Source organism: Phycicoccus mangrovi, assembly GCF_018729305.1.
GTDB classification, from domain to species: domain Bacteria; phylum Actinomycetota; class Actinomycetes; order Actinomycetales; family Dermatophilaceae; genus Phycicoccus; species Phycicoccus jejuensis.
In genome coordinates, this window is sequence record NZ_JAHHWP010000020.1 from 75,073 (window position 1) to 96,115 (window position 21,043).

The 21,043-nt window shown below is 73.9% G+C and carries 17 protein-coding genes and 1 tRNA gene; 10 read left to right on the plus strand and 8 right to left on the minus strand.

Annotation, left to right across the window (positions count from 1 at the left end; genetic code table 11):
• Positions 1–104: 104 nt before the first annotated feature.
• The 5 genes from KMZ30_RS17900 to KMZ30_RS17920 all read left to right on the plus strand — a co-directional run bounded on the left by KMZ30_RS17900 (position 105) and on the right by KMZ30_RS17920 (position 5,268).
• Positions 105–1,115 (plus strand): SDR family NAD(P)-dependent oxidoreductase, encoded by a 1,011-nt coding sequence (locus KMZ30_RS17900; protein WP_215513895.1) that lies wholly within the window; start codon positions 105–107, stop codon positions 1,113–1,115.
• Between the two features lie 640 nt (positions 1,116–1,755).
• The gene (locus KMZ30_RS17905) at positions 1,756–2,208 is read left to right on the plus strand and encodes a Type 1 glutamine amidotransferase-like domain-containing protein (RefSeq protein WP_308279839.1); all 453 of its coding nucleotides are present in this window, start codon (positions 1,756–1,758) and stop codon (positions 2,206–2,208) included.
• A 95-nt stretch (positions 2,209–2,303) separates the two neighbouring features.
• Complete coding sequence (locus KMZ30_RS17910; protein WP_215513894.1) at positions 2,304–3,851, plus strand: Na+/H+ antiporter; 1,548 nt, start codon at positions 2,304–2,306, stop codon at positions 3,849–3,851.
• 101 nt (positions 3,852–3,952) lie between these two features.
• A complete protein-coding gene (locus KMZ30_RS17915) occupies positions 3,953–4,504 on the plus strand; it encodes a DUF2243 domain-containing protein (protein WP_215513893.1) in 552 nt (183 codons plus the stop codon).
• The gene (locus KMZ30_RS17920; protein WP_215513892.1) at positions 4,501–5,268 is read left to right on the plus strand and encodes a cytochrome c oxidase assembly protein; all 768 of its coding nucleotides are present in this window, start codon (positions 4,501–4,503) and stop codon (positions 5,266–5,268) included. The genes KMZ30_RS17915 and KMZ30_RS17920 overlap by 4 nt, the downstream gene beginning before the upstream one ends.
• On the opposite strand, the gene KMZ30_RS22475 is transcribed toward KMZ30_RS17920, so the two are convergent.
• The 3 genes from KMZ30_RS22475 to KMZ30_RS17935 form a co-directional block, all read right to left on the minus strand.
• Positions 5,171–6,985, minus strand: a complete 1,815-nt coding sequence (locus KMZ30_RS22475; RefSeq protein WP_215513891.1) for a selenocysteine-specific translation elongation factor — start codon at positions 6,983–6,985, stop codon at positions 5,171–5,173. The two genes, KMZ30_RS17920 and KMZ30_RS22475, sit on opposite strands and share 98 nt — an antisense overlap.
• A complete protein-coding gene (selA, locus tag KMZ30_RS17930; protein WP_308279838.1) occupies positions 6,986–8,299 on the minus strand; it encodes an L-seryl-tRNA(Sec) selenium transferase in 1,314 nt (437 codons plus the stop codon).
• 11 nt (positions 8,300–8,310) lie between these two features.
• A tRNA-Sec gene (locus KMZ30_RS17935) sits at positions 8,311–8,405 on the minus strand.
• Between the two features lie 123 nt (positions 8,406–8,528).
• Here KMZ30_RS17935 and fdh point away from each other — a divergent pair.
• The 4 genes from fdh to selD all read left to right on the plus strand — a co-directional run bounded on the left by fdh (position 8,529) and on the right by selD (position 14,609).
• Positions 8,529–11,768: a formate dehydrogenase gene (fdh, locus tag KMZ30_RS17945; protein WP_308279837.1), complete on the plus strand. Its 3,240-nt coding sequence runs from the start codon at positions 8,529–8,531 to the stop codon at positions 11,766–11,768.
• 68 nt (positions 11,769–11,836) lie between these two features.
• Complete coding sequence (locus KMZ30_RS17950; RefSeq protein WP_226903066.1) at positions 11,837–12,685, plus strand: 4Fe-4S dicluster domain-containing protein; 849 nt, start codon at positions 11,837–11,839, stop codon at positions 12,683–12,685.
• Entirely contained in the window at positions 12,682–13,620 is a 939-nt protein-coding gene (gene nrfD, locus KMZ30_RS17955) for an NrfD/PsrC family molybdoenzyme membrane anchor subunit (protein WP_308279836.1), read from the plus strand. The genes KMZ30_RS17950 and nrfD overlap by 4 nt, the downstream gene beginning before the upstream one ends.
• A complete protein-coding gene (gene selD / locus KMZ30_RS17960; RefSeq protein WP_215513889.1) occupies positions 13,617–14,609 on the plus strand; it encodes a selenide, water dikinase SelD in 993 nt (330 codons plus the stop codon). Before nrfD ends, selD begins: the two co-directional genes overlap by 4 nt.
• Here the strand turns inward: selD and ctaD are convergent.
• Positions 14,596–16,344: an aa3-type cytochrome oxidase subunit I gene (ctaD, locus tag KMZ30_RS17965; RefSeq protein WP_215513888.1), complete on the minus strand. Its 1,749-nt coding sequence runs from the start codon at positions 16,342–16,344 to the stop codon at positions 14,596–14,598. The two genes, selD and ctaD, sit on opposite strands and share 14 nt — an antisense overlap.
• 168 nt (positions 16,345–16,512) lie before the next feature.
• Here ctaD and KMZ30_RS17970 point away from each other — a divergent pair, with 168 nt between their 5' ends.
• Positions 16,513–17,595: a permease gene (locus tag KMZ30_RS17970; RefSeq protein WP_215513887.1), complete on the plus strand. Its 1,083-nt coding sequence runs from the start codon at positions 16,513–16,515 to the stop codon at positions 17,593–17,595.
• Between the two features lie 46 nt (positions 17,596–17,641).
• On the opposite strand, the gene KMZ30_RS17975 is transcribed toward KMZ30_RS17970, so the two are convergent.
• The 4 genes from KMZ30_RS17975 to KMZ30_RS17990 all read right to left on the minus strand — a co-directional run bounded on the left by KMZ30_RS17975 (position 17,642) and on the right by KMZ30_RS17990 (position 20,555).
• Positions 17,642–18,697, minus strand: coding sequence for an FUSC family protein (locus KMZ30_RS17975; RefSeq protein WP_215520086.1), 1,056 nt, complete (start codon positions 18,695–18,697; stop codon positions 17,642–17,644).
• A gap of 132 nt (positions 18,698–18,829) precedes the next feature.
• Entirely contained in the window at positions 18,830–19,018 is a 189-nt protein-coding gene (locus KMZ30_RS17980) for a hypothetical protein (protein WP_215513885.1), read from the minus strand.
• A gap of 192 nt (positions 19,019–19,210) precedes the next feature.
• A complete protein-coding gene (locus KMZ30_RS17985; RefSeq protein ID WP_215513884.1) occupies positions 19,211–19,891 on the minus strand; it encodes an alcohol dehydrogenase catalytic domain-containing protein in 681 nt (226 codons plus the stop codon).
• A gap of 187 nt (positions 19,892–20,078) precedes the next feature.
• Entirely contained in the window at positions 20,079–20,555 is a 477-nt protein-coding gene (locus KMZ30_RS17990; protein ID WP_226903064.1) for a hemerythrin domain-containing protein, read from the minus strand.
• Between the last annotated feature and the right edge of the window lie 488 nt (positions 20,556–21,043).

Below are 21,043 nucleotides of genomic sequence, written 5' to 3' on the forward strand. Positions count from 1 at the left end.
CAACCCTGGTCGCGCGGACCACTACCCCGATGCTCCACCGGCATGCGCGCCACGGGGACTGCCGGGACCGGTGTGGCGACATCCGAACCGGGTAGCCCACGGGCATGGACACCACCTCACGGTCGGGACTGACGAGCACCGAAGGAGGCGCCGGGGTCGCCCTCGTGGCCGGCGCCTCGCGCGGCCTCGGGCTCGAAATCTCACGGGTGCTGCTGGAGCGGGGATGGGTCGTGCACGCCACCGGCCGCGACCCGGCCGCGCTGCAGCGTGCGCTCGACCTGCTCGAAGCCCCGCCCGGACGCCACCACGTGCACGTCGCCGACTCGCGCGACCCTGCCGCCGTCGACGAGGTGGTCACCGCAGTCCTCGAGCAGCACGGCCGGGTCGACGCCGCCGTCCACGTCGCCGGCGTCATGGGCGTGGGCGCGGTCGAGTCGGTGACGCTCGGTCACGTCCACGTGGCCGTCGACACGATGCTCTGGGGTCCGGTGCACCTCGCCCTTGCCGTCCTGCCCTCGATGCGCAGCCGCCGCGCTGGTCGTATCGGGATCGTGTCGTCGGTCGGCGGCCTCGTCGCGGTCCCCCGCCTCATCCCGTACTCGGTCGCCAAATTCGGGGCCGTCGGCCTCGCCGAAGGCCTCGCGGCCGAGCTTTCTGGCACCGGGGTCACCGTGACCTCGGTGACCCCGTGGCTCATGCGCACCGGCGGCCACGTGCACGCCCGCTTCACGGGTGACGCCGCCGCCGACGACGCGTGGTTCGCCCCGGGCGCGACGTGGCCCGGGGTCAGCCTCCCGGTCGAGCGGGCCGCCCGGCGCATCATCGACGGCGTCCTCGCGGGGCGGCCGGTCGTCAGCGTCTCGCCGTGGGTGGCCCTCGCCCGCCGGGTCCACGGCCTCGCCCCGGCGACCACGGTCCGGGCCCTCGGCCTGGCCGCCCGGCTCCTGCCCGGCGACGCGCCGGTCCGCGACTGGCGCCGCACGGACGCACCGTCCGCCGAAGGTCACGCGGTCGCCGCCCGCTCCCGGTGGCTGCGCGTGCTCGCCGCCCCCGGCCGCCGCTCGGCCCACCGGCAGAACCAGACCGGCTCGCGTGGCGGCGCCACGGACCGGTAGCGCCGCCGACCTGGCCAATCGTTCGCGCACCCACGTCGGTCTCCTCATGCTGCGGCTCGGTTACGGCTTCTCGCCGGAACTGCGGCGCCACCTCGGGGGTGGCCCAGCCTCGACCCTCCCCGCAGTCCCCTGCGGTTGGGGCGCTCGAGCGCTACTGCACGTTCCTCAACCGCCGGCAACTGGACGGACGCCTGATCCGCCCAAGCACAGGCGACACGAGCCGAGCCCGGCTCGTGACGGCTTTCAGCAAATCGCGCGTTCCAGTGCTCCCCTCCCCTCACTTTGCCGACAAGTTCGAGTCCTGCCGGGGGCGCGCTGCAAAGTGGTATCTGACCTGCAAAGACACCGAATCGTGGAACCGTACGTGCCCTACCCGTGCCCTAGCAGACCGTCTCAGAACCGAATCATCGCTCATGCCGTAAACATGCTCGTGATCAGACGGGTTCTGCATCCGCTGACGGGAGCAGACACGCTCAGGCACCGCGCTGATCGGCCTGTCGGACAGACCCATCGACGAGTGCACCGCGCTGGCCGTCTCCACAGCGCAATGGGGTCACCCGATGTGCGGGCCCACCTCGGTCCGGGGGTTCGTCACGGGCGAGCCCCGCGGGGTGGTCTCACCGCGCTGGGCTGGGCCTCGGTGGGCGTCCTCGAGCTGACCGCGCTACCGAGCATCGGGAAGGACCGCCGCACGTCCTGGGCGCGGGACGCGGACGTCCTGCTCGTCGACGGCAGCGACGCGACGTACCGGGCCCACTGGATGCGCACGTCCGGGCTTCCCGAGCTGCTGCCCTCGCTGACGGACACGGTCTGGGTCGGTGTGAGCGCCAACAGAATGGTGCTGACCCCGCGCATCGGCTCCGAGTTCGTGGCGAGGCCGGACGCCCCCGACGACCGGACGCTCGGCCTCGTCGACTTCTTCCTCTTCCCGCACCTCGACGTCTTCTCGACGAACACGATGGCCGACGCCGAGCACTGGGCCACCGCGATCGGCGGGCCGGCCTACGTCATCGACGACCAGACGGCCGTCACCGTCGACGGGCACGCCGTCGAGGTCATGTCCAAGGGTCGCTGGCGGAGGTTGCCGCACTGAGCCACCGGCGGTCGTTTCCGCGTCGACCGCACCGGGTACGACCGCGCCGTGCCTCCGAGCGAGCCGTCCCGACCGCACGACGCACCCCTGCGCCGATGAGCCCGGTCGCCCTGGCCGGGCTGGTGCTCGCGGGCGTGGTCGTCCTGACGCCACTGTCGCGGCGGCTCGGCCTGCCGCAGCCGGTGGTGCTCACGGTGCTCGGCCTCGCCCTCGGCCTGGTCCCCGGCACCGGGCCGGTCCCCGTCGACCCCGAGCTCATCCTCCCCGTCGTCCTGCCCCCGCTGCTGTTCGCGGCCACGCAGCGGGCGACGGTCTCCCAGTTCCGCTCGGGCGCCCGGGTGATCGCCGCCCTCGCGGTGGGGCTGACGCTCGTCAGCGCGGCCGCGGTCGCCGTCGTGGTCCACGCGATGGGGCTGGGCTGGGCGGAGTCGGCGGTCCTCGGCGCCGTCGTCTCGCCGCCCGACCCCGTCGCCGCGACGTCGGTCGCGCGGCGGCTGCACCTGCCGGGCCGCGTGCTGACGCTCATCGAGGGCGAGGGACTGTTCAACGACGCGACCGCCCTCGTGCTCTACGCCACGGCGGTCACGGCCCTGGTGACGGGTGAGGTCTCGGCGCCGGGCGTCGCCGGACGCCTGGTGCGGGAGGTCGTGCTCGGGGTCCTGCTCGGCCTTGCCGCCGGCTGGCTGGCCCGCGTGCTGCTCGCCCGGATCGACGACAGCGTCAGCGAGACCACCCTGACGCTCGCGGCTCCCTTCGCGGTCTACCTGGCCGCCGACCGGCTCGAGGGGTCGGGGGTGCTCGCCGTCATCACCCTCGGCCTCTACCTGCGAAGCCGGGGGCACGCGGCGGTCAGCTCCTCCGGCTACCTGCTCGGCCGGTCCGTCTGGCGCTACCTCGACTTCCTCGTGACGAGCGTGGTCTTCGTCCTGCTCGGCGTCGAGCTGTCGTCGGTCCTCCTGCGTGCCGCGCCCGCGACCCCCTTCGTCCTCATGACCGCCGTCGTGACCGGCGTCCTCGTGGTCGTGCGCGTCGTGTTCCTGCTCGTCGCGCTGCCGGCGACCCACCGCCTGACCCGCGCCCGGCTCCCCTACGACCGCCACGAGGGCCTGGCCGCCGGGTGGGCGGGGATGCGCGGCGTCGTCACCGTGGCCGTCGCGCTGTCGGTGCCGCGGACGGGTGACGACGGCGCACGCGCGACGATCGTGCTCGTCGCGCTCGCGACGGTGCTCGTCACCCTCGTCGTGCAGGGGCTGACCCTCCCGTGGGTCGTCCGCCGGCTCGGGGTGGCCGAGGAGCGGGACGAGCGCGCCGAGGCCGCCGCGCTGCGCCGCCGGGCGGCGGAGGCCGCCCTGGACGCGGTGCGACGCACGGCGACCGAGCACGGCGTCCCCGATGCCGTGCACCGCGCGGCGGCCCGCCGCTACGAGGCGGAGCTCGAGGCCCAGGAGGCCCTCGCCGAGGCCCGGGCGGACGACACGCGGGGCGACGACCACGCCCGGGCCGTCGCCCACCTGGCCCGCGTCGCCAACGACGTCGAGCGCGACGTGGTCCTCGCGGCGCGGCAGTCCGGCGAGGTCTCGACGGAGGTGGCCGAGGAGGTGCTGCGGGCCGTCGAGGCCCGGTCGGCCCGCATCACGGGCTGACCCGGTCCGCACCGCCGGGCCGCCGACCGCGCGGACGTGTCGCCGCCGGGGTCGTGGGTAGCAGGCCCACCGGCCCGTGACCCGATCCCCGGAGGCGACCCGTGACGACCACCCGACCGACGAACCCCGCCGACACCCGCGAGGCCGCCTCGCTGCAGGCGCCCGGGCTGATGCTGGGCGTCGGCCTCGGGGGCTTCGTCGACGGCATCCTGCTGCACCAGCTCCTCCAGTGGCACCACATGCTGAGCAGCACCGGCCGCGACCACCTCGGGCTGCGCGCCTACCCGGTGAAGAGCGTGCCCGGCCTGGAGATGAACACGGTCTGGGACGGGGTGTTCCACACCGTCACCTGGCTGTTCGTGCTCGGCGGCCTGGCCCTGCTCCCCGCGCGGGTCACTGCGGCCCGCGGACGGGTCTGGGGCTCGCGGGTGCTGTGGGGCTGGGTGCTGGCCGGCTGGGGCGTCTTCAACCTGGTCGAGGGCGTCCTCGACCACCACGTGCTCGCCATCCACCACGTCCGCAGCGGGCCGCACCAGCTCTGGTGGGACCTCGGCTTCCTCGCGCTCGGCGCGGTCCTGCTCGTCGTGGGGACGACGCTGGCGCGCGGGGGCCGCTACGAGTCGCGCGAGGTCGAGCCGGACGCGGCCCCGTGACGCCCGAGCACGCCGGCACGGGCGCCGGCCCCCTCGTCGTCGCGGCGCTCGCCGTCGTCGCCGCGGCAGCCTACGTCCTCCTGGTGCTCGCCGCGCGGCGCTCCGGGCGCGGCTGGGACCCGCGGCGGACGGCGTCCTTCCTCACCGGCTGCGCCCTCGTCGTGGTGGCGGGACCGGCCGGGACCGCACTCGGCGGGTTCCCCGGCCACATGGTCGTCCACCTCCTCGTCGGGATGGTCGCCCCGGTGCCCCTCGTGCTCGGGGCGCCGCTCACCCTCGCGGTGCGGGCCCTGCCCGTCGGACGCGCCCGCACCCTGACCCGCCTGCTGCGCAGCCGACCGGTCGCGGTGCTCACGGTGCCGTGGGTCGCCCTGCTCCTGGACGCCGGAGGGCTCTGGGTCCTCTACTGCACACCGCTGTTCACCGCGATGATGCGCGACCCGGCCGTCGGTGTCCTCGTGCACGTCCACGTCCTCCTCACCGCCTGCCTGTTCGCGTGGACCGTGGCCGGCCCCGACCCGGTGCCGCACCGGCCCTCGGTGCCGCGGCGCCTCGTCGTGCTCGGCGTGGCCGTCGCGGCCCATGCGGCGCTCTCCCAGCTCCTCTACGCCGGGGTGCTCGTCGAGGTGCCCGGCCCGGCGCCCGGACGGATGGCGGGGGCACAGCTCATGTACTGGTTCGGCGACCTCGCGGAGGTGGCGCTGGCTCTGGCCGTGCTCGGCCGCTGGCGTCCGGCGGCGCGGCCGGCGCCCGCCCCGGCCTGAGCCGCCGGGTGTCGTCGGGCAGGCGCACCGTCACCGCGGCGGCGTCGAGGTGAGCGAGCAGCGGCAGGACAACGCGCCGGCTGCTGCCGAGGGCGGCACGGGCCTGGGCGACCGTGAACGGCTGGGACAGCGCGGCCAGCCGTCGCACCGCCTCCTCGGTCGCGCCCGGCAGCAGGACGACCCCGCGGCCGGCCCGCTCGAGGTGGCCGGAGCGCACGAGGGCGTCGAGCCGGGGCCCGACGAGGCCGAGCTCGCGCAGCCGCTCGGCGGTGGGCGCCGCGAACGGCGCGTCGGCGAGGTCGGCCGCGAGGGCGTCGAGCGCCGTGGCGTCCTCGGCTGCGGGAGAGCCGTGCTCGTCCAGGACCACCCGCCCGTGGCGCAGGCACAGCGGGGGCGCCAGCAGGGCCTCCACGACGCCGGGGTCGTCGAGGCCGGCGGCACGGGCCGCGGCCGCGGGGGCCAGCCCGTCGGGACCACCCGCGCGCACCGCGTCGACGAGGTGGGTCCGCAGCGCCTGCGCCCGTTGCGGCGCCACGACCACGTCGCCCGCGACGACGCTGCCGGACGGCGGCTCCCCGTGGGCCCCGAGCCGCCGCAGGAGGTCACGGGTCACGGCGCCGCGCCGGGTCACCTCGTCGGCGGTCGTGCCGACCGCCCCGGCGAGCGCGCGCGCCCGGGCCGCGGCCGCGCCCCGGCCGTCCAGGGCCGGCGGCGCGGGGTCGAGCACCTCGACACCCCAGATCCGTCGGCTGCCGGGGTCGCGCAGGACCGCCCGGTCGCCGACCCGCAGCGGCAGCGGGCGGGCGGGCCGCAACCGCACCACGTCACCGGCGAGCGGCCGCACCCGCACCTCGACGTGGTCGCTCCCGACGTGGAGGACCGGCTGCCGCGGCGGGCGGTCCTCCGGACGCAGCCGGACGTCGACCTCGGCCGGGGTGAGCATCGAGCCGGGGCTGACGAGCTGGGCCCCGCGCCGCACCCCCTCGGGCGCCCTTCCTCCGAGGTCGAGGGCGACGCGGGCGGGCGCCGAGACCTCGTCCCGCGGCCGACCGAGCGCCTCGACCCCCCGCACGCGCACGGGGCGGCCCTCGACCTCGAGGAGGTCACCGGGTCGCACGGTCCCCGCGGTGAGCGTGCCCGTGACGACGAGCCCCGTGCCCCGCACCCCGAAGCGCCGGTCGACCCACAGGCGGACGTCGGCGTGGGGGTCCGGGAGCGGCGTGCGGGCCAGCACAGCGGCCAGGGTGCGGCGCACCGTGTCCAGTCCCTGCCCGGTCCGCCCGCTGACGACGACGTCGGGGACCTCCCGCAGGGAGGTGCGCCCCAGCTCCCTCCGCGCCCGGGAGAGCGCCGGCGCCGGGTCCGCGAGGTCGGCCCGGGTCACGACGAGCAGGCCGTGCCGCACGTCGAGGGCGTCGAGCGCGGCGAGGTGCTCCGCGGCCTGCGGCATCCACGGGTCGTCGGCGGCGACGACGAGCATCGCCACCCTGAGGGCCCCCAGGCCGGCGAGCGTCGTCCCGAGGAAGCGCTCGTGGCCCGGCACGTCGACGAACGCGACCTCCCCGACGCCCGGCAGGTCGGTCCAGCAGTACCCCAGCTCGATCGACAGCCCGCGCCGTGCCTCCTCCGCCAGCCGGTCGGGGTCTTGGCCGGTCAGCGCACGCACGAGGGTCGACTTGCCGTGGTCCACGTGGCCGGCGGTGGCGACGACGTGCACTCAGCCGGCTCCCTCGGTGTCCGCCCGGACGCGGCGCACCGCCTCGACGAGGACGGTGTCGTCCTCGTCGGCCACGGTGAGGAGGTCCAGGAGCAGCCGCCCCTCGTGCACCCGCCCGACCACGGGAGGGTCGCCTGCGCGCAACGGGGCGGCGAGCCTCGACGGGAGCGACACCGCGGCGCTGGGCAGGGGGACGCCCGGGGCGCCACCACCGCCCACGCGTCCGTCGGTGTCCTGGACGGCCACGTCCCCACCGATCAGGGTGGCGAGGGCGGCCGCCCTGTCCCGCAGGCTCTCCCGCGTGCGGCCGAGGGCCTCGACGACCGGCGGCACGGGGCCGGTCAGGGTGGCCTCGAGGGCGGCGAGGGTCAGCTTGCCCACCCGCACGGCGCGGGCCATCGGGTGGCGCCGGACCTGCTGCACGAGGTCGGCCCGGCCCAGGATGAGGCCGCACTGCGGGCCGCCGAGCAGCTTGTCCCCGGACGCCGTGACGAGGGCGGCGCCCGCCCGCAGGGCGCTCGCCGCGTCCGGCTCGTCGGGCAGCCGGGGGTGGGGGCGCAGCAGCCCCGACCCGAGGTCGGCGACCACGGGGACGGGGAGGGAGGCGAGCTCGTCGACGCCGACGGAGGAGGTGAACCCCTCGACCCGGAAGTTGCTCGGGTGGACCTTGAGCACGAACGCGGTGCGCTCCCCCACGGCGCGCGCGTAGTCCTCGAGGCGGACGCGGTTCGTCGTGCCGACCTCGCGCAGCCGCACCCCGAGCGACTCGACGAGCTCCGGGATGCGGAAGCCGTCCCCGATCTCGACGAGCTCCCCGCGGGCGACCACCACCTCGCGGTCGGCGGCCAGCGCCCGCGACACCAGGGCCACCGCGGCCGCCCCGTTGGTCACCAGGTGCACGTCGCCCGCGTCCGGGACCGCGGCCCGCAGGGCGTCGAGCGCCCCCGTGCCGCGGGGTCCGCGCCGCCCGGTGGCGAGGTCGAGCTCGACGTCGGTGGCACCGGCTGCGACGACGACGGCCTCCACCGCCGCCCGGGAGAGCGGCGCCCGGCCGAGGTTGGTGTGGACGACGACGCCGGTCGCGTTGACCACGGCGCGCAGCGAGGTGCTCGAGCGCGGCAGCCGGGCCACGACCTCGCCGACGACGGCTCCGGGCGCCACCCGGCCCTGGCGGCACTCCTGCAGCACCTCCGTGACGACGCCCTTGACCGCGGCCCGACCGAGACGACCCACCGCGTCCGCGACGACGGGCTCGGCGAGGACGGCGTCGGTCCGCGGCACGTCACGGCGGCGGTCGTCCACGGGGCTCCTCACGACGGGAAGACTGGCGGAGGCGGACGGGAATCGAACCCGCCTGACCGGGTGACCCGGTCACGTCGGTGTTGAAGACCGCGCCCGTCACCAGACGAGGAACGCCTCCGCGACCGACCCTAGACCGCGGCGCGCCGGCCCGCCGCGACAGGGGCGCACCGGTTTCCCCGTCGGGGACCCGGGAGGGCTACGGTGCTGGGAGAGCCCCGCCCCGACGTCGAGAGGACCCACCGTGCCGACACCGCTCGAGTGGCCGTTGCTCCGTCAGCTGCGGGGTCGGGACCGGCTCGGGCGGGGCGTCGCGGTCGAGTCCGCGCAGACCCGGTCGCTCACCCCGCGCACCCGCACCGCCGACCGCGTCGTCGACTCGGTCTGCCCCTTCTGCGCCGTCGGCTGCGGGCAGAAGGTGTACGTGCAGGACGAGAAGGTCACCCAGATCGAGGGCGACCCCGCCAGCCCGATCTCGCGGGGCCGGCTGTGCCCCAAGGGAAGTGCGAGCACGCAGCTCGTCACGTCCGACCACCGCGTCACGAAGGTCCGCTACCGCCGCCCGCACGGGACGGAGTGGGAGGACCTCGACCTCGACACCGCGATGGACATGATCGCCGACCGCGTCGTCGCCACCCGGCGGAGGTACTGGGAGTGGGAGGACGAGCACGGACGGCGCACCCGCCGGACCCTCGGCATCGCGAGCCTCGGAGGAGCGACCCTCGACAACGAGGAGAACTACCTCATGAAGAAGCTCTACACCGCGATGGGCGCGGTGCAGATCGAGAACCAGGCGCGTATTTGACACTCCTCCACCGTCCCCGGTCTGGGGACGAGCTTCGGCCGGGGAGGGGCCACCACCTTCCAGCAGGACCTGTCCAACAGTGACTGCATCGTCATCCAGGGCTCGAACATGGCCGAGTGCCATCCCGTCGGGTTCCAGTGGGTGATGGAGGCCAAGCGCAGGGGCGCGACGATCATCCACGTCGACCCGCGGTTCACCCGCACCTCGGCGGTGGCCGACCTCCACGTGCCGCTGCGTGCGGGCACCGACATCGCCTTCCTCGGCGGGCTCGTCCACCACGTGCTCGAGAACGACCTCGACTTCCGCGAGTACGTCGTCCACTACACGAACGCGGCGGCCATCGTCTCCGAGGACTTCCGCGACACCGAGGACCTCGACGGCCTCTTCTCCGGCTACGACCCCGACGCGCAGCAGTACGACCCCACGAGCTGGCAGTACGAGAACGCCCCGCAGTCACCGGCCGCCGGCATGCGCGACCCCGGCCAGTCCGCCGGGCCGGCGTCCTCGGAGGAACCCGAGGAGCACGAGGCCGCCCGCTCGGAGGAGACCGGCTCCGGGGGGCCGACCGTCCAGGCGAAGCCGCAGCGCGACGAGACCCTCCAGCACCCGCGCTGCGTGTTCCAGATCCTCAAGCGGCACTTCGCCCGCTACACACCGCAGCTCGTCGCTGAGGTGTGCGGGGTCCCCGAGGAGGACTTCCTGCGCGTCGCGAAGGCCCTCACCGAGAACTCGGGGCGCGAGCGCACCAGTGCGTTCTGCTACGCCGTGGGCTGGACCCACCACTCGACCGGGGTGCAGACCATCCGGACGGCCTCGATCCTGCAGACCCTGCTCGGCAACATCGGCCGGCCGGGCGGCGGCATCCTCGCCCTGCGCGGGCACGCGAGCATCCAGGGGTCCACCGACATCCCGACCCTGTTCAACATCCTCCCCGGGTACATCCCGATGCCGCACGCGGCGCAGCACCGCTCGCTCGAGGAGTTCGTCGCCGAGGACGCCGGCTCGACCGGCTTCTGGGGCAACATGGACGCCTACACCGTGAGCCTGCTCAAGGCCTGGTGGGGCGAGTCCGCCACCGCGGACAACGAGTTCCGCTTCGACTACCTGCCGCGGCTGACCGGCCACCACGGCACCTACGACACGGTCGTCAACCAGATCGAGGGACGCAGCCCCGGGTACTTCGTCGTCGGGGAGAACCCGGCGGTCGGCTCGGCCAACGGCAAGATGCAGCGGCTCGGGCTGGCCAACCTCGAGTGGCTCGTCGTGCGTGACCTGACGATGGTCGAGACCGCCACCTTCTGGAACGACGGCCCGGAGATCGAGTCCGGCGAGCTGACCACCGAGGGCATCGCGACCGAGGTGTTCTTCCTCCCGGCGGCCTCGCACGTCGAGAAGAAGGGCAGCTTCACGAACACCCAGCGGATGCTCCAGTGGCGCCACCAGGCGGTGCAGCCGCCCGGGGATGCCCGCAGCGACCTCCAATTCTACTACGAGCTGGGTCAGCGCATCCGAGCGAGGCTGGCCGGGTCGACCGACGAGATGGACCGGCCGCTGCTCGACCTCACGTGGGACTACCCCACCGAGGGCCCGCTCGGGGAGCCGGACGCCGAGGCGGTGCTGCGCGAGATCAACGGCTGGGACGGCTCCGGCGACGCGCTCTCGTCTTACACCCAGCTCGCCAAGGACGGCTCGACCGCGTGCGGCTGCTGGATCTACTGCGGCGTGTACGCCGACGAGACCAACCAGGCCGCCCGCCGCAAGCCCCACTGGGAGCAGTCACTCGTCGCCCCCGAGTGGGGCTGGGCCTGGCCGGCCAACCGGCGCATCCTGTACAACCGCGCCTCGGCCGACCCCGACGGCAAGCCGTGGAGCGAGCGCAAGAAGTACGTCTGGTGGGACGCAGAGCAGGGGAAGTGGACCGGCGACGACGTGCCCGACTTCGTCGCCGACCGGGCCCCGGACCACGTCCCCGAGGAGGGGGCCCAGGGTCCGGACGCCCTCGGCGGGCGCGACCCCTTCATCATGCAGACCGACGGCAAGGCCTGGCTGTACGTGCCGACCGGCCTGGCCGACGGCCCGCTGCCGACCTTCTACGAGCCGGTCGAGTCGCCCGTGCGCAACGCCGCCCACCGGCCCCAGCGCAACCCGGCGCTCGAGGACGTCGCGGAGCCGGCCAACCCGCTCAACCCGCCCGAGAGCCGGGTCTTCCCCTACGTCTTCACAAGCTACCGCCTGACCGAGCACCACACGGCGGGTGGGATGTCGCGGACGCTGCCCTACCTCAGCGAGCTCCAGCCGGAGATGTTCTGCGAGGTTTCGCCGCGGTTGGCGCGCGAGCGCGGTCTCGATCACGGCGGCTGGGCGACCATCGTCACCTCCCGCTCGGCCATCGAGGCGCGCGTCATGGTGACGGCGCGGATGCGCTCCCTGCGGCTCGGCGAGCGGTGGGTCGAGCACGTGGGGCTCCCCTACCACTGGGGCGCCAACGGCCTGGTGACCGGGGACTCGGTCAACGACCTCGTCGGCATCGCGCTCGACCCCAACGTGCACATCCAGGACAAGGTCGGCACGTGCGACATTCGACCCGGGCGGCGGCCGCGCGGCCCGGCGCTGGTCGACTTCGTCGACGACTACCGGCGCCGCTCGGGCGCCCACCCGGCCGAGGAGGACGACTCATGAGCAACTCGCTGTCCGGACCACTCCATGACGTTGCCGGCGACGCCGGCCACGAGGCCCATCCGCCCCGGATGGGATTCTTCACCGACACCTCGGTGTGCATCGGCTGCAAGGCCTGCGAGGTGGCGTGCAAGGAGTGGAACCTCGTCCCGGAGGACGGGCTATCCCTCACCGGGATGTCCTACGACAACACCGGCGCCCTCGGGGCGAGCACCTGGCGGCACGTGGCGTTCGTCGAGCAGCCGACCGGTCGCGCCTCCCGCAGCACCGACCTCGGGATGCCGGGGATGGGCCCGCCACCCGACGCCACTCCCCCGGCCGGCCCCGGCCAGGAGACCGAGTCGGGCGAGGGCGGTGTCCGCTGGCTGATGTCTTCGGACGTGTGCAAGCACTGCACCCACGCCGCCTGCCTCGACGTCTGCCCCACCGGCTCGCTGTTCCGCACCGAGTTCGGCACGGTCGTCGTCCAGGAGGACATCTGCAACGGGTGCGGCTACTGCGTACCCGCCTGCCCCTACGGCGTCATCGACATCCGCCCCGGCGACGGCCGCGCCTTCAAGTGCACGCTCTGCTACGACCGCATCGGCGAGGGGATGACTCCCGCCTGCGCCCAGGCCTGCCCGACCGAGTCGATCCAGTACGGGGAGCTCGACGAGCTGCGCGAGCGGGCCGGCCGCCGCCTCGGCCAGCTGCAGGAGCAGGGCGCCGATGGGGCGCGCCTGTACGGCGCGGACCCCGACGACGGTGTCGGCGGCGACGGGGCGTTCTTCCTCCTCCTCGACGAGCCCGAGGTCTACGGGCTGCCGCCCGACCCGGTCGTCACGACCCGCGACCTCGGCTCGATGTGGCGCCACGTGGGTGCCGCCGCCGGCGCGCTCGTGGGCCTCGGGGTCGCGTCCTTCCTGGGGAGGCGCCGGTGAGGGAGCAGCGGATGGTCCCCGAGGCGAGCCCGGACTCGTACTACGGGCGGCCGATCATCAAGGAGCCGACGTGGAAGACGCCGGACGTGCCGCTCTACCTCTTCCTCGGCGGGCTGGCCGGTGCGTCCGCCGTCCTCGCCGAGGGTGCTGCGGTGACGGACCGGCCGGACCTCGAGCGGGTCGCGCGGGTCGCGGCGGGTGCGGGCGCCGCCCTCGGCACCGTGGCGCTCGTCCACGACCTGCATCGACCGGAGCGCTTCCTCAACATGCTGCGGGTCCTCAAGCCCACCTCACCCCTGTCGGTCGGGTCGTGGATCCTCGCGCCCTTCAGTGGGCTCTCGGCCGCCGCCGCGGCCTCCTCGGTCACCGGCCGTCTGCCGCGGGTGGGCCGGCTCGCAGGGGTCGGTGCCACCGTGCTCGGCCCCCCGCTCGCGACGTACACGGCTGCGCTGCTGGCCAACACGGCGGTCCCGGCCTGGCACGAGGCGCACCGCGAGCTGCCCTTCGTCTTCGCCGGGTCCGGGGCGACGGCCGCGGGCGGGTTCGCGTGCCTGTTCACCCCGCTCGACCAGGCCGGCCCGGCCCGACGGATGCTGGCGGCCGGCGCCCTCGTCGAGCTGGCCGCCGCCGAGCGGCTCACCGGTCGGCTCGGGCTGGTCGGCGAGCCCTACGGCCAGGGTCGTCCCGGACGGCTGATGAGGACGGCCCGCGTGCTGACCGCGGTCGGTGGCACCGCCGCCCTCGTCGCCGGACGACGCTCGCGCACGGTGTCGGTGCTCGCCGGTGCGGCGTGCGTCGCCGCCTCGGTGCTCACCCGCTTCGGCATCTTCGAGGCCGGGATGGCCTCGGCCCGCGACCCGAAGTACACGGTCGAGCCACAGCGCGAGCGGCTGCGGGCCCGTGCCGCCGAGCGGGCCGGGACACTGGGTCGATGACGGCGGACACCACGACCCAGCGGCTCACCCAGTACGCGTCGGGGGGCGGCTGCGCCTGCAAGGTGCCCCCGGGCGAGCTCGAGCGGGTGCTGGCCGGTCTCACCCCGGCCGGTGGTCCGGACCTGCTCGTCGGCGTCGAGAGCGGTGACGACGCCGCCGTGGTCCGCATCGAGGGCGGTCGCGCGGTCGTGCTGACCACTGACTTCTTCACGCCCGTCGTCGACGACCCCTACGACTGGGGCCGCATCGCCGCGGCCAACGCCCTGTCGGACGTGTACGCCATGGGTGGCGAGCCGCTCGTGGCGGTCAACCTCCTCGCGTGGCCCCGCGACCGAGTGCCGTTCGTCCTCGCCGCCGAGGTCCTGCGCGGCGGCGGGGATGTCGCCCGGGCGGCTGGCTGCCACCTCGCCGGGGGCCACAGCATCGACGACCCGGAACCCAAGTACGGGCTGGCCGTCACCGGGCTCGCCGACCCGGACAGGTTGCTGCGCAACGACTCCGGCGTCGCAGGGGTCCCGCTCACCCTCACCAAGCCGCTGGGTCTCGGCGTCCTCAACAACCGGCACAAGGCGACCGGCGAGGTGTTCCCCGAGGCGGTCGAGGTGATGACGACCCTCAACCGCGACGCCTCCCGCGCCGCGCTCGCGGCCGGCGCCGTCTGCGCCACCGACGTCACCGGCTTCGGCCTGCTGGGGCACCTGTTCAAACTCTGCCGCGCCAGCGGCGTGTCGGCCGTCGTCGACGCCGCCGCCGTCCCCTACGTCACGGGGGCACGCGAGGCGCTGGCCGACGGCTACGTCCCCGGCGGCAGCCGGCGCAACCTCGACTGGGTGCGGCCGCACCTGGAGTCCGGGGTCGGTGAGGACGAGCTGCTGCTCCTCGCCGACGCCCAGACCAGCGGTGGTTTGCTCGTCGCCGGCGAGGTCCCCGGCCACCCGGTCGTCGGGCAGCTCGTGCCGCGAGGTGGGCCGCCCGTCACCGTCCGCTGACGGGCGGCTCGTGCTCCTCCACCTCGGCGGGGCCGAGCGCGGAGACTCGGGAGCTGCGCTTGCGGTGGGAGACGTCGGGTCCCCCGGAGGCGTGGGGGTGGTGCAGGTCGAACGCGGGGCGCTCGGAGCGGATCCGCGGGATGCGGTCGAAGTTATGCCGCGGTGGGGGGCACGAGGTCGCCCACTCGAGCGAGGCGCCGTAGCCCCACGGGTCGTCGCCGCCGACGAGCGGCGCGGACCGCCAGGTCCTCCACACGTTGTAGAGGAACGGCAGCGTCGAGGCGCCGAGGAGGAACGCGCCCGCGCTCGAGATGCCGTTGAGCGTCGCGAACCCGTCCTCCGGCATGTAATCGGCGTACCGACGGGGCATGCCCTGCGCGCCGAGAACGTGCTGGACGAAGAACGTGAGGTGGAAGCCGGGGAACAGCATCCAGAAGTGGATCTTCCCGAGCCGCTCGTCGAGCATCCGCCCGGTGAACTTCGGCCACCAGAAGTAGAAGCCGGCGAACATCGCGAACACAACGGTGCCGAAGACGACGTAGTGGAAGTGCGCCACGACGAAGTAGCTGTCGGAGAGCTGGAAGTCCAGGGCCGGGCTGGCGAGGATGACGCCGGTCAGGCCGCCGAAGAGGAAGGTGACGAGGAACCCCAGGGTCCAGAGCATCGGCGTCGAGAAGTCGAGCTTGCCGCCCCACATCGTGCCGATCCAGTTGAAGAACTTCACGCCGGTCGGGACGGCGATGAGCATGGACATGATGGCGAAGAACGGCAGCAGGACCTGGCCGGTCACGTACATGTGGTGCGCCCAGACCGTCATCGACAGGGCCGCGATGGCGATCGTCGCGTAGACCAGGGTCTTGTACCCGAACACCGGCTTGCGGGAGAAGACCGGGAGGATCTCCGTGATGATGCCGAAGAACGGCAGGGCGATGATGTACACCTCCGGGTGCCCGAAGAACCAGAAGGCGTGCTGCCACATCAGCGCGCCCCCGCTCTCCGGCGCGTAGACCTGCGCACCGAGCTGCCGGTCGGCGCCGAGCGCCAGGAGCGCCGCCGCGAGGACCGGGAACACGAGGAGCACGAGCATCGAGGTGATGAGGACGTTCCACGTGAAGATCGGCATCCGGAACATCGTCATGCCGGGGGCGCGCATCGTGACGATGGTCGTGATGAAGTTGACCGCCCCGAGGATCGTCCCGAACCCGCTGAGGGCCAGCCCGAGCACCCACAGGTTGCCGCCGATGCCCGGCGTGTAGTCGGCGGTCGAGAGCGGAGTGTACGCGAACCAGCCGAAGGCCGCGGGTCCGTCGGGGGTGAGGAACCCGGCGCCGGCGATGAGGCTGCCGAAGAGGTAGAGCCAGTACGCGAACATGTTCAGGCGTGGGAACGAGACGTCCGGCGCGCCGATCTGCAGCGGCATCAGCGCGTTGGCAAACCCGGCGAACAGCGGCGTCGCGAAGAAGAGCATCATGATCGTGCCGTGCATCGTGAACAGCTGGTTGTACCGGTCCGGGGTGTCCACCAGCTGCAGACCGGGCGCGGCGAGCTCGCCGCGGATGAGCAGTGCCATGACGCCGGCGGCGAGGAACCACCCGAAGGACGTGACCAGGTAGAGGTTGCCGATGACCTTGTGGTCGGTCGAGGTCGCCCAGGCGGCGAGCGCGGCGAGGCGACCGGGTGGGCGCCCGCGTGGCGCCGTCGGTCGGGTCCTCGGACCGGCGTCCGTCAGCGTCATCGCCGACCTCCTCACGCTGCTGCACCGGCGATACCCGGACTCCCGCCGGGCATGCGTCCGGCGCCGACCGCGTCGGTCGAGGTCGCTCTGGTGGTGTGTGGACCGGTGACGAGCGGGTAGGTCAGGGCGTCGTCAGAGCCGTCGAGAACCCGTCCGGAGGCCGTCCCGGTGTCCATCCCTCCTGCGTCGACCACCGCGCGCCCGCTCCTGCCTCCACGGACCCGGGTCGCCGGCGTTCTCATCGTGGTGGCCATCGGTGTCGTCGGGCTGCTCTGGGCCAAGTGGCTGCCGTACGGCGCCAAGGTCGAGGACCTGCTCGGGACGCGCCGATGGGCCGGGTCGGACGTCCTGACCACCAGCGGCGCTCCGGGCAGCGGCCCCACCGTCACGGGGGCGCTGGACTTCACGCAGGCCTACGCACTGGCGGTGTGGAAGGCGGCCCTCGTTGCGGTGCTCCTGGCCGCCGCCCTCGAGGCGCTCATCCCGCGGGCCTGGCTGCTGCGCCCCCTCCAGCGGCGGACGGGCGCCGCCCAGGGCTTGTGGGGTGGCCTCGTCGGCCTGCCGAGCATGATGTGCACCTGCTGCACGGCCCCGGTCGTCGTGGGACTGCGGCGACGCGGGGCGCCGGTCGGGGCGAGCGTCGCCTACTGGCTCGCCAACCCGGTCCTCAACCCCGCCGTCCTCGTGTTCCTCGCCCTCACCCTACCGACCCGATTCGTCGTCGTCCGTGCGCTCGTCGGGATGGCCCTCGTCGTCGGCGCGGCGGTGGTCGCGGCGCGGATCGCGGACCGCCGCGGCCCGACCGCCCTCCCCGCCCCGACGGTGGCCGCCGACCCTGACCCGGTGGACGCCGGCGAGATGGCGCGTCGCTTCGCCCGAGCCCTCGCGCGCTACCTGCTCGTCATCGTCCCCGAGTACCTCCTCGTCGTCGTGCTCACCGGCGCCGTGACCGGCCTGCTGTCCGACTGGACCGTCCTCGGCGACCGGCCGGGTCTGGTCGCCCTCGTCGTCGTCGGCGCCCTGCTCGTCATCCCCACCGGTGGCGAGATCCCCGTCGTCGCCGGACTCCTCGCCGCCGGAGCCGGGCTCAGCACGGCCGGCGTCCTCCTCCTCACCCTCCCAGCCCTCAGCCTGCCCTCCCTCGTCATGGTGGCGCGCTCCCTCTCGCTCCGGGTGACGGCCGCGGTGGCGGGCCTCGTCGTCGTGGCCGGGGTCTGCGCCGGCGCCGTCCTGGCGCTCTCGTCGGGATGACCGCTGCGAGGTGTGCCGCTGGAGGACCGAAGTCGGCGCGGCCCCGTCACTCGCGCACTCCCCGCGCGGTCGCGACGTCGTCGACGACGTCGATGATCGTCAGGGTGTTGGCGATCAGGGCGCCGTACAGCGGCCAGCTCGGACCCGACAGACGCGCCGTGGCCAGGTCGTCGGCGAGGTCGCGGAGGTCGGTGCGCAGGTCCTCGACCGGGCGGTCCGGGACCGCGATGCGCCGACCCAGCCGCTCGAGCAGCGCGGCGAAGCGCGTCCGGAACCCGGTGTCCCAGTCGTCGGCCGATTCGGCTGACTCCCGGAGGTGTCGAGCGATGCCCCGGACCTGCGCCACGCCCTCCTCCAGACGTTCCAGCACCTCGGGGTAGGAGGTCGGATGGGTCCGGGGGTGTCGGTGCCTGCGCGGGTTCCAGAGGCGGGCCTCGTCGGCGAAGCGGACGAGGGACCAGGCGTGGTCGACGGCGGCATCCACCGCGCGCGTCTCCTCGATCCATTGGTCGGCGTCCTCGGTGGTCCAGTCGCCGTCGATCCGGGCGGCGATGTCCCGCAGCAGCCGGCCGAGACGCCGGTCGACGAGGTCGATGCGTTCGCGGGCGCTGCGGTCGTCGAGGGGCGGGACGACAAGGAGGTTGACGAGCAGTGCGACTGCGACGCCGATCACCGTGTCCGCCAACCGGTCCGGCAACACGTCCATGGCCCGCTCCTCGGAGCTCGTCTCCCCCGTGATGATGACGAAGAGCGCCGTGGTCGCGATCGTCACGCCCTCGTGCGGTACCCACCGCACCCGCCCCAGCGCCAGGCCGACGAAGATCGCCACCCCCAGCGACCAGGCCGAGGCGCCGAGGAACCTCACCGTGACGAAGGCCACGAGGAGCCCCACCCCGACGGTCAACACCGTCTCCAGGCCACGCCACAGGCTGCGGCGGACGGTGGCGTGCACGGTGAGCAGCGCGACCCACGGGGCGAGGAACGCGTCGGCGAGCCCGAGCACCGCGTCGGCGAGGAGCCAGGCCAGCACCGAGGCCACCGACGACTTGACGAGCTGGAGCGCCTCGGTCTGCGCCGCGGGCGAGCCGACCAGACGCCGCACGCCGACGAGGGCGGCCCGGACCGTCCGGGGCCCGTCGCCACGGCGGAGCGGATGTCGGTCGGTGCGGTCACCCGACATAATGCCGTGCCACCCCGGGGCGAGCGCGCCGCACCGATCCTGACATGCACCCGGTCACGCGGCCGGGTGCAGCAGCACCTTGGTCCAGCCGCCCAGCCGCTGGTCCAACTCGCTGTCGTCGGTCGCCGCCCCGGCCAGCGGGAGCTCGCGGGAGACGATGTCGCCCGGCGTGTCCGGCTCGGTGAGGACGAGGTCGCGCGGCTCGCAGTTGTCGCGCTCCACCGGTGCCTGCCCGGTCACCATCCGCTGGCCCTGCGTCAAGAACGTCCCGAAGTCCCAGGCGATCCTTCCTTCCTTGCCGAGCTCCGACGACCCGGATGAGGTGGTCGGCGACGAGCTCGGGGTGCTCCTCGCCCTCGGTTTCGTGGGCCTGCCAGCCGACCGCGTCCACTCCGCAGTCGACACCGACTCCGCAGGGCAGCTTCATGCTCTGCACTACCGGGTCACCGGCCGGGAGGTCGACCGGCGTCGCGTCGACGTGACGGGCCAGGTCCAGACGGTCGGGGTGCCGGTCGACGACGAACTCCGCTCGCCCGTGCAGGCGGGCGCTGTGCGCCGATATGAGACCCACCGGCCCTCCGCGAGATGGCGATGCGCTCGCCTGCGGCCAGCTCCGCGAGCCCGGTCCGGTGCCGCTCGGAAGCATGTCCGACGGCATCGTGATGTGTTCTCGGACTCGGTGCCCTGGGGCAGCTCCGACAGGCTGACGTCGGCGAACGGCACTCGGAGAAACCTCGCCTCCCCCTGGGCGTAGGGACTTATGGTCGCGTAGCCGTAGGCGTCGCCCTGCATCCCGTCGATCGGGTTCGTCAGCTCGCAGAACGAGGTCGAGCCCTCTACACAGCTGCAGCCGCTGCCGCACACGGTGATGAGGGGCACCGACACCCGGTCGCCTTCACGCACCCGGGTGACACCGGAACCGAGCGCCTCGACCACACTGATGGTCTCGTGCCCGAGCACCGTGCCGCTCTCCAGGCTCGTGCGCCCCTCGAACATGTGCAGGTTCGACCCGCAGATGTTCGTCGTCGTGATGCGCACGACCGCTTCGGTCGGCTCCACGACGCGGGCGTCCTCCGAGGCCACGTCCCGTTCGCCCTTGTGGGCCAGTGCCTTCACGGGGTCGCCTTCCGTCGGTGGTTCTCCGGTCGGGAGGCGTACACCGTCGATACCCAGGAGCCTCGCACCCACGAGTCCCGGTCGTGGCGGAGGAACCCCTGCCTTCGTCGGGCCGCGACCTCTCGACGACGGTGTGCCCGCCGCCCTGCCCACCGAGGCCCGACCTGCTGCCACCGGCGGGCACGCGTCACGCGATGACGGCGTCGATGGTCTTCTTGAGCGCGCTCGGCTGCTCCGGCCGCCGCGGTGCCCGCTTCCACGCCTCCGACAGCTCGGTTCCGATCTCGCGCAGCTGGGACCGTGACAGGCCGGCGCGCACCTTCGGGAACCACTCCCCCTCCTCCTCCTCGATGTGGTGGGTGACGATCTCGGTGAGCACCGTCGCCTTGGCGACGAAACGCTCGTCGCCACGGTCCATGGCGGCCAGCTCCACGACCAGGCCGTCGGCGACGTGGTGCTCCTCGTAGGACTCCAGCACGTCCTCCTCGAGCTCGGGCAGCAGGGCCCGGACGCGGGGGTACATGATCTCGTTCTCCACGTAGGTGTGTGCCGTGAGCCGCTCGATCACCTCCTCGACGAGGGCCTCTCGGCGGGCGGGCGTTGTCGAGGACGCCCGGAACTCGCGGAACAACTTCCTGATCTCCTTGTGATCCTGCTTCAACATCACGATCGCGTCCTGGGACACAAGGCCTCCTCGGTCAGCACGTCGAGCGACCACGTCGGGCGCTCGCGCCACGCACTACCCACAGCGGTGCAGGACAACCCCTCCGGCCGGCGGTGCTCCAGGGCGTCGCCGCGGGCCCTGTCCAACACCGCGCGGCGGTCTGCTCACCCCGGCGGAGCGCCCCGCCCCCGGCAGGTTGCCCGTCATCGGCGCGATCTCCGATACTGACAACCATGACCGGACCCTAATCGGGGCGAGGCCACGGGGCCGACGCTATCGATGACCTCCTGGCCCCGGTGGCCAGGAACAACGCCCGCCTCGACGCCTTCGAGGAGCAGCTTCGGCAGGTCCAGCGGTCGTCACGCATGATGGTGCGGCCGTGGGCATCGTCATGGCCCGGCGCACCGTCACCAGGAGCGGGCGTTCCATGCCCTGACGCAGGCCAGCACGGACAGCCAGCGCAAAGTCCGGGACCTGGCGGACGAGAT